The 11,316-nt window shown below is 56.5% G+C and carries 5 protein-coding genes; 2 read left to right on the top strand and 3 right to left on the bottom strand.

Going from position 1 to position 11,316, the window contains the following annotated elements:
• On the top strand, positions 1-397 hold a 397-nt coding region (locus tag IV498_RS18895), incomplete at its 5' end, for a CatB-related O-acetyltransferase (protein ID WP_330059401.1).
• Positions 398-699: 302 nt separating this feature from the next.
• Here IV498_RS18895 and IV498_RS09815 read toward each other — a convergent pair.
• The 3 genes from IV498_RS09815 to IV498_RS09805 form a co-directional block, all read right to left on the bottom strand.
• A complete protein-coding gene (locus tag IV498_RS09815) occupies positions 700-2,079 on the bottom strand; it encodes a glycosyltransferase (RefSeq protein ID WP_269046381.1) in 1,380 nt (459 codons plus the stop codon).
• Between the two features lie 127 nt (positions 2,080-2,206).
• Positions 2,207-7,294, bottom strand: a complete 5,088-nt coding sequence (locus IV498_RS09810) for a bifunctional glycosyltransferase/CDP-glycerol:glycerophosphate glycerophosphotransferase (RefSeq protein ID WP_269046380.1) — start codon at positions 7,292-7,294, stop codon at positions 2,207-2,209.
• Between the two features lie 65 nt (positions 7,295-7,359).
• On the bottom strand, positions 7,360-8,820 hold the full coding sequence (locus IV498_RS09805; protein WP_269046379.1) for a bifunctional cytidylyltransferase/SDR family oxidoreductase: 1,461 nt from the start codon (positions 8,818-8,820) through the stop codon (positions 7,360-7,362).
• Positions 8,821-9,328: 508 nt separating this feature from the next.
• Between IV498_RS09805 and IV498_RS09800 the strand changes: the two genes are divergently transcribed.
• Positions 9,329-10,840, top strand: a complete 1,512-nt coding sequence (locus tag IV498_RS09800; RefSeq protein WP_269046378.1) for a fibronectin type III domain-containing protein — start codon at positions 9,329-9,331, stop codon at positions 10,838-10,840.
• Positions 10,841-11,316 lie beyond the last annotated feature (476 nt).

The raw sequence follows: 11,316 nt of genomic DNA, 5'->3' as shown, positions 1-11,316 counted from the left end.
TCCGAGTGTTTCTATTCAGAATATGCAGAAGAGTCTGCCTGTCATAGGTAACGACGTATGGATCGCGCAAAACGTAAGTATCAATTCCGGAGTTACCATAGGCGATGGGGCCGTCATTGCTTCAAACTCAGTTGTAACCAAAGACGTTGCTCCATTCACTATTGTCGGCGGAAACCCCGCCAGGCTGATACGTCAACGGTTCAACGACGATCAAATCGAAATGCTGAGCGAACTTGCTTGGTGGGACTACGAACCTAATGCCTTTATTCACCTCGATGTAACCAACATAGAAGCCTTTGTCAAAGGGTTTCTCCGCGTTCGGAATAGTGTTGAACCGTATGCTCCAAAAAAGGTCACCGGTGAAGAAATATTTTCTGACTCATTAGCAGCTGTCTAGACATCTATATCGGAGGTGAGCTAGTCACACTCTCTGCTTTCTTCTTGCTGGCAAGTTATAGGTAAAGCGCGTAGTCAAAAGAAGTTGCAGAAGCGGAGTGGGCTAGCCCATCCAGACATTACTGTCGGCGTTGTGATCTTTGGGACGTTCCGGTGTGGCGGATGACCGCATCGGCGAGGTCCTAATTCATTGGCCAGCCTAGTGCCTCACCGACTCCTTCGGCCATGTAAGGTAGATACGGATGGAAATTCCAACACCGCCCCCACTTATCTGTACTGGCACGGCCCCGCTCGCCACTTACGTTACCCGCCGGTCGGCGATCCAGCTATCTGGTCCAATTCGTCGAATAACTCACTCCACTGTTGGAAGATGATTTCGTCGCTATAGCGTTCCACCATGATTCGCCGGCCCTCATCACCCAGTTGCGCGGCCAGGCCAGGGTTATTGACTAGCTGCAGGATGGCACGCCCCAGCGCATCGATATCGCGATCCCGAATGATATAGCCGTTCCGTCCGTCCTCTAGTAACGAAGCTGGGCCATATGGGCAATCGAACGCAACTGCCGGCGTTCCAGCACTCAGTGATTCGGCGATAGAAAGCGAGAACGCCTCATATGTCGACGTGAGCACCGTGCAAACCGACGATGCGAGAACCTTCCTAGCATCATCGGTGTAGTCCTCAATGACAACCCCTCCCTCAAGGCCAAGGTGTCTGATCAACGAATGGTAGTTTGCTTTTTCCGAACCTCGCCCGTAAATATATAAAGTCGCCGCAGGGCTGGATTCCAGGACAAGCGAAAATGCCCGAATCGCGTCTTCTACCCGCTTTTGCGGATGAAACCTCACAAGCATCGACACGCGACCAGGTATCTTTTCGATCGTCGACGCTTTACCAATCGAGCAAAAGTTTGGTATGACCGTCAACCTCTCTGGCCGTCCATAATCCCTGACAACATCCATCCTTTGCTCAGCAGTCAGAACGACAACCCTGTCCAAAATATCCAACTTGCTAAAGATTGCGTTATGGTTGGGCTTTATCGGGCTCCCGTACGAGAAAGGTGCTTCAAAGTGATTGATGTGAATTTGGTAAATGCGACGAGCGAGCCCAGTCGCCATCCCCATAACCGTCGGCGCACTTCCTGGCCCGTCACATATGACGATGGGCGTAACGTGCTCTTCTTGAGCCATGCGATCAATCCAGGCCGTACGCCACTTGCGGTTATTGGGATAATGCTCCGTTGGCCTGCCGTCGATAAAATGGACAAATATCGCGGTGGGCACACTAGTGTCCGGGTTTACAAGTACGGTTAGATAACAGAATCCATCGGGTGTGAAGTAACGTTCTTCTCTAATCAAGTTGCTGGAAGTATCTCTAACTTGTTCTCTCACTTTTATGCCGAGTTCGGAGTATTCCTCGCGCAGCACAACGCCTTGTCGTTTGTCCAAATGATCCACTTGTCTCGGGGCTGGATTGCTGGTCCGGCGAGCTGGCAAACGAGCCGTGTTAAGACTTGAATAGTAGTTAAATATATTCAGTAGATCTGTGTCATCTGACATACGGTTTTGGCTTTTCAGTACGGCGATTTCGCGCGCATAGTTTGGGTTATAGTCGAATGTCACGATAGAGGCTCGAAGGCCCCTATCGCGGAAAACACGAGCGCGGTTCAACATTGCCGTCGTCATTCCACCCTTCCTAGCGTTAACGTCGAATACGACCATATAGACAGACCCAGACCGCAAATTATCCTCCTGAGAAAACCGCACGAATAGCACGTCGAAGTGGGTAGTAAAAAACCGAATGTAGGAAAAGCTATGTGACGATCTGACTGACCACTCGGCTTGCGGCCTGGCCATCCTCACGCGGTGCGAACGAACCCGCAAACTCTGCGTATTTAGCGGAAAAATCTGGAAACCACTCCGTCGAAGATAAGATGGTTTTCGCCAGAACATCTTCTTGATAAACCAACGGTCCTGGGGCCGAGTCTTCGTAGGGGAACAACCAACCACGTTCATTTTTATATAAATCTAGATCAGGTACGTAAAAAATCATTGGTTTGCGAGTGACAGCGTAGTCGAATCGCATAGAAGAATAGTCAAAGATCCCAATGTCTGATGCTAAGCAGAGGTCGGCCGAATCGGGATATGTGGTTACGTCAATTATGCGTGCCGCGCCACGATCACCCAGTCCGGCCTTGGCACTGTACCGGTGCCCCCGCATCAGCAGCACATAATCATCCCCCAACGCTTCTGCAATTCGCGGTGCGTCGAAGAGATCACTGGCGACTGTCTCTGTCGTCGATTTCTGATCTGATTCGCGCCAAGTCGGAGCGTACAGAATAACCGTTTTGTCTGCAGGGATGCCGAGAAGCTCGCGCGTGTGCCGTGTGATTTCCCCTGCCTCGGAACTGTGAAAAACGTCGTTACGGGGATAACCGAGCTCGAGGACCTCGCCCGTAAATCCGTATTCGGCAACATAAAGGGAAGTGGCGCACGGGCTTTGGCTGACTATATGGCTCCATTGGGAATTCTTGACCTCGGTCCTGATGTCCACTCTCTCAGGGCCGTAACCCAGACTCTGCCACCTGGAGCGTCCCATGCGCTTGAACGGATGGCCGTGGAATGTTTGAACGACCGTCTGTCCCGGCCGCCGTAATTTCCACCAGTCGGCATCATTGTTGGAAAACGTGTATCTCGCCGTACTTCTTGCCCTGAACCACGCCTCGGTGCGCTTGATAACCGGTATGCCTCCATCGGGCAGGACGACCGAGAAATCACTGACCTCCCAATACAACTTTGCCGACGGAACGCGGCTTAGGACTTCGTTGTGTATCTGCACCTGACTGTCATTGGCGACTTCACCGAAATAGCAACGAAAAAAGAAGGCGTTGTCATCGAGAGGCAGCTTCGGGTGGGAAATGTAATTAGCGTAGAGGCGCTGCTGTCCAACGGGTGTTTTCTCTTCCAATGTCCTGGGAGGCTGCAGGGAGATCCGGAAATTCCCACCGTAGGTGGCTCCAATGTGAATGCCGACCACTTCATTGTCCAAGCGGTTCGTCCGTCGACCGAAATCTGTCGACGTCCTGACGATCGATGAATACGGAGCGAGAGCCGGGTCGTCCGGAATACGGCGCAGATTGTACCGACCGAGCGGGAGAAGGCGTCGGATACTCCCCCAGTCTTCGGTGGCCATGGCCAGCCGAAGCGTAAAGCGATTGTCGTCAAGTTGAACGACGTCTATATCGGTCCTAGAGACCCTGTCGTTGCCGAGATGGAAGACAGGGAGACTTCCGTCAGTCCACGTCCTGACATCAAACTCCAAGAAGTTGGCGTCTTGATCGATCCGTGCGTCCATGACCTCGGTGTACAGGGGGTCCGATAGAAGCGTTAGGTTCCCTTGGCTTGTCGCTTCGACGCGCAGAGAATTTTGACCTAACGACCCAGAAATGGTGACGCCCACCTCGCTGTTGGACCAGCCGACACGACGGGTGGCACCGTTGGGTGTGACAGCATCAACTGTCCACTGTCGCCTCCCAGATGGGTCGTCGGGCAACGCGTTCTGAGGGACGTCGATTTCCGCAACCTTACTTCCATCCCCTACATCGATCAGTGCGCAAGTTTTTGAGTACGCTCCCAGGGTGAGACGAATCCGGTCGAAACTTAGAGCCTTGTTGTATTCCGCAATTTTTAGGGTCAGCGTTCGCCCGGCGATCATTGCCTCCGTGGCCCAGAGGGCAGGCCTCCGGAGAAGCACCCGGACTCCGCTGCCCTTCGTGAATTGCGGAGTTACCCACAGCTGGTCGCCGTGCAATCGCGCGAGGGCTGTTTGCAAGATACGGAAATGACGCTGCTCCTGGAAGGGGACAGTCCTCTTTACTGTGGGCGCCTCAAGTCGTATTCGAATGTCGAGCGCCGCAACGTAACCAGCGCGCTCGGGTACTGCAAGATGCCCCAGAACGACCTCGAAGTCGATTTCCGAAACGAAGGCAGCCATTTCGTAGCTGTGTACGGCGTCCGCACTGAACTGATCAATTCGCGGTTCACGGATGCGAGGCGCCGGAAGGACCGACGAGTAGCCGTTAGGGCCGCTGAGCTCCAACGATATGGACAAGGAGTCGGAATCTGCTTTGAGACCCTCTATATAAGCGGCTCCCTCCACGAGCAGGCGGGAACCATCTTCGGTCCAACGGAGCGAGGTCAGCATCGAACGGGCAGGCAGCGCCTCGAAGGGAGTAAACGCTGCCCGGTCCGAAAGGACGGGTTGGACCTCATCGGCAAAGGGTATGCCTCGAATGAGGCCACCTTGGCTTACCGTGACTTTCTCTGCCAACCATGCCGGGGAGTCGGTCTCCAAGAGTCGGGCGGCAAGATCATAGCGGCCGGCAGCCACAAGTTCAAGGTGAACGCGCTCTGGTACAGGGCCGGAGTACCACGCCGCTTCTCCGATGGCCCCGACCACAGCCTTGCACTGCGTGGACGTGACCGAGCGCAGCTCCGGATCTCCATTGGAAAGCGCAACGTGAGTAGCTCGGATGAGTACGCCTCGCAGGAACTGCTCTTCGAAGGCCTTACGCGCTGCCGGGTGCTCCGCGAGGGATGCCGTGACGGCGGAAAACTTGGAGGCCATCCCGGACGCGCGGTTCGTAAGGGCCGCAGTATCGTTCTGCTTTTCTCGTTGGGTCCACGTACGCCACCGGCACACAACGTCGGGTACGACGTCGAACACAGCGCTCTTGTACGCCGTCACAAGCGGAACATAGCTCTCGAACGCACCGTCCGCGGAGAATTGCAGGTTTTTGGAACGCCAATATTTGGTGCGAAAAAGGTGGGCGCTCGGCGACATGTTCGCTAGCACGTAGGGCGCCGTAGACAGTTTTCTCTTGGTCTGGGGCTTGTGCGCGAGAAATTCCGGCCACGACGACGGGTCTACCTTTTGGCCCTGAAAAGCTTGTACACCGCCAACGACCAAGTCTGAACCTGTGCGGTTCAACATTCCGACCAGCGTTGTCAGCGCTCCGTCGGCCAACAGGTCGTCCGCGTCGACAAAGGTCAGGAACTCCCCGCGCGCCGAGGCGATGGCGCGGTTTCTTGCGCTTCCGCTGCCCGTCTGTTCCTGCGGGAAGATCCTTATCCTCGGGTCTACAGCGGCTGCGCGGGCGACGAAGTCGATTGAGCCATCCGTCGATCCGTCGTCGACGACCAAAATTTCCAGGTTTGAGTAGCCTTGGCCCTGAATGCTTCCGAGGCATGCCTCGATGTAAATGTCTGGATTGTGCATCGGTACTACAACACTGACCAGCCCGGTCAGCGTGCGAGGATTGGAAGCATTTGCCTGCGCTGGCCGGAGTCCCGCCTTCAGAGTCAGGCCACCACGGGTCCTGGCCGTCAATTGAAGCGATTGCCCCTTGACCGACATCAGGGTTTCGGCGGATCCGAGGCCCATTGAGAGACGCGTCACCGCAATGTCTCGGCCTGGGGCTCCAAGTCTTTCCAATTTATATTGCCCACGCGGAATCGAACGGATCGAGATTTCGAAAAAGCCGTCGCCCATTGCACGGACGCCGTCGAGTGGTATCACCGAACTTCCAACCAAGGCAAACAGCAGCGCCGGACCCTTGTTGTGGGTTTGAACGACGAACCGAAGCGGCCCGTTGGCTTGGTCACTCTCGGCGGAGTGGACGACGGTGACACAGGGACTGTCCAGTGCGCACAGGTTCCCTGCAGCATTGGCTGACAACACCAAATAGCCGTCGTCACCGAAGATATGACCGTCCGTTGGTGACGAGGACAAATCCCAGCCAATGGCTCGGCGGATTCCGCCCTCTGTAACCGCTTGCAGTGTCCACTGTGGAAAGTCCAAACCATCCTTTGCCCCAAGCAGAGGCAGGGACAGCTGGACCTGCGAGCCGTCGTCGTCCTTCACCACGATAGGCGCCTCGCAGCGCGAGGCACCCATCGTCGCAACGACCTTCGTGAAGCGTGCGACTGAACCTGCTTGACGGACGGACAGTCGTACTTGACGACCAGTTATCTGCGCGTCGGTCACCACGATGGCCGCCCTGCGCACGACGAGTGACAGCCCCGCCTCATCGCTGAATTCAGGAGACACATAAACGTTGTTTTGCGTCCGCTCCGAGAGAAGCGTCCGCATGACGTTTGCGTACGTCCGATCCTGGAGAGTGACTGTCCGGGTATGCTCGCCGACAGTCAATTCGAGGGCCACATTCCACGTGGACAGTATTCCAGGGGCGGAATCATCCGTAGATCCCGCGGTCAAGTCCTTGGGATCTATGACAACTGAAAAGCCGGCTTCGGCGTAATTGGTCCAAGGATCAAGGTCCGTTGAGCCGAGGGACGGAATGGCAAGGCGTCGGATTGGGCGGTGCTCCTGGTGGCCATCTGACCGGATCAGTGCCAGCCGCTGGTGCAGCGTCCCTGGGTCTGACGGCAACCCTGCGATGTAGGCGATCCCTTGAATCTCGAGATGACCATTGGTAAGCCAACGGAGTGAATTAAGTGCGGCGTAATGGTCTAGACGGGTCGAGGGGACGAGGAAGGCATCGTCGCCGATGACGGGACTGAGCCTGGCGCGCAAGGGAAGATCACGAAAGCACCCGGAGCCGGCCGGAATGGTTGCCACGGCCTTCCGGGACAGACCGCCAAGCCGCCCAAATTCCCGTATGTCGTTCCATCGAGCCAATGCCGCCAACCGCACAAACACCCGTTCGCCCGGTTCCCACAAGAGTTGCTCGGTTCTGGCTGATCGAGAGATTAAAGCGCTACACTTTTCGGCGATGACCGTCTGCAAGGCCGCATCATCAGAGCCAGCAGCCGCAAGCACCTCGTCAACGAGACGCTTGATTAAGACCGTTTTCGAGTCGGCCGAGCCGCGGGTGATCAAGACCCATCTCCGATCTTCAAATGGCCGTCCGCGTAAGTCGGGCCAGCGTACTTTGTTCTGAGCCGCTACAGCGGGTGGACAGGTTCAACCTCAAGGTCCAACTCCGCGTCTTCATCAATAAAAGCCTGGCTGAGCGGGTCCTGCCTTCTGACGTCAACTACATGGCCAGTCGTGTTTGCTAGGAGTACATCCAAACTGGTCCGAGCAACCGCAACCGAATCGAGCAGTTCCCCAATGGGTTCGTTGCCAAAAGCACGCGTTCGCATCGGAGTGCCCGTACGTTCGGGGTTGATGCAATTAACCCTTATCTTGTCCTGGGCCCACTCGTCCGAAAGTGCTTGAGTCAGGTTAACTGTAGCCGCCTTGGCCGAGCTGTATAAGCTGTAGCCAGCTCGTCCACGAGTGTATGAACTCGACGTGAACAACAGCAGGGCGCCTTGGCTCTTCGCCAACTCATCATGGAAGGTCTGAGCAATCAAAATCGGGGCAATGTAGTTTACCTCGGTGGCCAAGTAAATCGACTCTTCAGACGCCTCAGTAAGTAGCCCGCGAGGAAGCACGCCAGCCGTGTTGACGACGAAGTCGATCCTGCCGTACTTTGCCATGACTGCATCCCGGGCCTTGACGATGTCATCGCGGCGATTAACGTGCGTATTGGTCAAAGTCCGGGAAAAGACGCTGACGTTGGCGCCGTATTCGCGAGCTAACTCGGCTATGTCAGCACCTATCCCATATGAACCGCCTAAGACCACGACGGATTTACCCCTGAGCTTTTCTGCGTACCCCGATGGGCTGTTGGGAGCCGCTACGTCCGTCTGCGTCAGTTGGAACAGCTTATCTGCGATGTAGATATCGATGGGCTCCGTTACCTTCATATTCCGCTCATCGCCCCGTACGACGCCGATCGGCACGCCAGGAAGATACCGTAATACAACGGTGCAGTCGTCCGTCGCAGCAAAGTGCTTGTCTCCGGCAGCGATCTTGTAAGCCTCCCGAATTACTGACAAGTGAAACGCCTGGGGCGTCTGTCCCCGTCTGAGGAAAGCACGAGGAGGGACTCCCTTGATGACCGGAAGATCGGTGAGATCATCGCTCAAGCCCGCTTCCAACGAAACCTGGATGATCGTGTCGGCGGATGGTATTGCCACGTCGACTGCTTCGTAGTTTTCCAACGCTGCCACAACGTCAACGAGAATCCTCTGCGAAACCAATGGGCGAACTGCATCATGGAAAATTACGTTGCATTCGTCCGCCCCGAGCGCAGCTAATGCAATCTGGGTCGTTGCGTTTCGGTCTGCGCCGCCTTCGAGAACGGCCGTCACTTTGGTGAAATCGTTTTTGTTCACCATTGTCCGGACAGCATCAAGATGGCCAGTTGTCATGAGAACCAAAATCTCATCGATGAGATCACACCCGTGGGCGATGGCCAGCGTATGTTCCATAATGGGCCGGCCAGCAATTTTGATCAACTGTTTCGGTATCCCGAGCCCCACTCGACTCCCGACGCCACCCGCCAGAATGACCATTACGTTGCGCTTTCGTGCCATCCGGCAAGTCCCCCCATATCATTTCGTAGCGTGCTGGCTGATGCCCGGCGGGATTCAGCTACAGACAGTACGCATATAAGTTTACAGGCTCGGGAGGCCCACCGTCTCGCTACCGATGGCGCGGCCGAAATCCCGGCCAACTCCGCAGTTGCCCTTCCAGCGTCGCTCAAGAATTAACGCTGAGGATTCCCCTTACCGATCGAGTGTCCCAGTCGATATAGATAAATAGGTCGGGAAGCTGGATCCATTCGGCTTCGGCGCGGAGTCTCAGAAGTCAGTCCGCCGCTCCGATCCTGTGTCCCACCCGTCGAACCGGAGGTCTCAAATGCAGTTGGTTCACACCCTTTTTCGAATTCAAAATTTGACGCATCTAGCCATAGTGGCAGTACTTGCGGCGCTTTTGATCAGTGTCTCAGCGCCTGCTCAGGGCGCGGTTCCCGCCACACTATTTGCAAGCGCCACTGCCAGCAGTATCGCGCCGACGGGCTTGGAATCCACAGCCCAGACCGACACCACGATCACCCTGGCTTGGAACGCCGTCGCCGGCACCGGCCAATACCGCATCATGGTCTCCCCCAACTCCGACATGAGCGGCGCCGCCTACTGGCGCTTCACCCCCACCACCGGCACCGTGAAATACCTCAAAGCCGACACCACCTACTACTTCAAAATCCGGTCCCTCAACACCGACGGATCCAACCTCACCGCCTACTCCACCACTTACACCACCCAAACCGGCCCCGCAGCACCCCCCATCCCCGCCGCACCCACCGGACTCAAGACGTCTGTACAGACTCCGACTGCCCTTGGACTGACTTGGACCGCCATGCCCAACGCGATCCAGTACAGGGTCGCTATCGGGACCCATGCGGACGGAAGCTCAGCTTCCTACTACCGGTATGCAGTGACGACAGCAGACATCCGCGGACTTACGCCGGGAAAGATCTATTACGCGCGAGTTCGAATAATTACTGCCGATGGTTCAAACATCAGCGCTTACTCGCCGCTGGTTTTGGTGTCGACCTCACCGTTACCCCCGCGGCCGGCGATCGCTTCGCCGCTGTCCGTCGCGTCCTACAACCTACATTGCGCCAACTGCGAGGACGCCATGCCCACGGAGGTGCCCTGGGTCGATCGCAGGGACGACGTCATCGCCACCATTTCCTCCAAAATGCCGGACATCATTGGTATTCAGGAGGCATCTCAGGGTTGGCTCAGCACTGATTCCAGGCCCGGCGGGTACTCACAGTTTGAGGACGTGCGGGACCGCCTAAATGCCGCGGGCGCGGCGTATGCCTTGACCAATGACAAGCGGAACAATTGCGAAAACCCTCAAACTCCTACGGGTTGCGTACCGGTCGACCAAGGGGCATCGCAAGGCACGAGAATCTTCTACAACACGGAAAAGACATCCATTGTCCGCTCAGGCTCCAAACTATTGCCGTCCTTGGACCCCGAGAAGAACCCGCGATACATGGCGTGGGCGGAGGTCATCCAGCTCTCGACCGGAAAACATTTCTTTTTCGGCGACACCCACCTGGAAGTCGATAAGGACATGGGATACAACGATTTGCGGAGGCAACAGGCCGAGACCATTGTTGACGTGATCAAAGCCCAGAACACTGCGAACCTACCTGTACTCATGGTTGGAGACATGAATTCCAGTAAGTGGCTCACCCCCTCAAACGCTCCGTACGACGTGTTCACCGGAGCAGGGCTTATCGACCCCCTAGGCAACACCTATGGCAGCTCACTACCGAGCGGTTTTGCCACAGCAGAAAAGGTAACCAACTCCAACATCAATAGTTGGAACGGTTTCGAGCGTCACGCACGGGCAAGTGCTCCGGGAACCAACGGCACCTACATTGACTACATCTTCACTTCGAAGATGCGGGTGCCGTCGTGGGAGACGGTTGCAAACATCGACGCTTCAGGAGACTACGTGGGCCAAATTCCATCCGATCACGACATGATCTACGCTACCGTCGGATTGCCTTAACCGACTTAGCCTTGATCGCCCGACCGGCGGCCGGTCCCGAAGTTGATTCGGGGTCCGGCTGCCGTTTCGTTTTTCGCCAGGGACGAGGGGCATGTCTCGCTGCCAGAATGTGCCACCGGCCTCTTTCGGTTGAGTCCGTCGGTGGTAGGCGCAAGGCCGGGGCTTTTGCTAGCAGGTTAACGGGCTCTTGGTGGTTCTGGCTGCCGCGGCCAGTCCCGCCGATCAGGGCCTGGAACTCGCCGAAGTCAACTTCGGCCTCCGCACCGGGAGCATGGCTCTGCGGGACCGCGACATCGGCCGGAGTGCCGATCAGTTCCCGCCGGATCCTCGCGACCGCATGCGTGACGGTGGACTCAGCCACCGACGCCCCGTGCTCATCTGGCGAGCAGCGCCAGATGGTAGCGCCAGTCCATGTAGTTGGTAGCGCGGTTCTGACGAGGTGGTAGCGGCCCGGGCGGGTGCCCGGGCCGCCGCGG

This window comes from Paenarthrobacter sp. Z7-10 (assembly GCF_026932795.1).
In the GTDB taxonomy this organism is placed as follows: domain Bacteria; phylum Actinomycetota; class Actinomycetes; order Actinomycetales; family Micrococcaceae; genus Arthrobacter_M.
The sequence above is the reverse complement of the archived record's forward strand: the minus strand, read 5'-3'. Positions and strand labels throughout refer to the sequence as shown.

What these genes read in the sequence shown, in the direction of transcription:
- IV498_RS09805 (WP_269046379.1), bottom strand. Translation starts at nt 8,820, where the DNA reads ATGGTCATTCTGGCGGGTGGCGTCGGGAGTCGAGTGGGGCTCGGGATA.
- IV498_RS09815 (WP_269046381.1), bottom strand. Translation starts at nt 2,079, where the DNA reads ATGACGACGGCAATGTTGAACCGCGCTCGTGTTTTCCGCGATAGGGGC.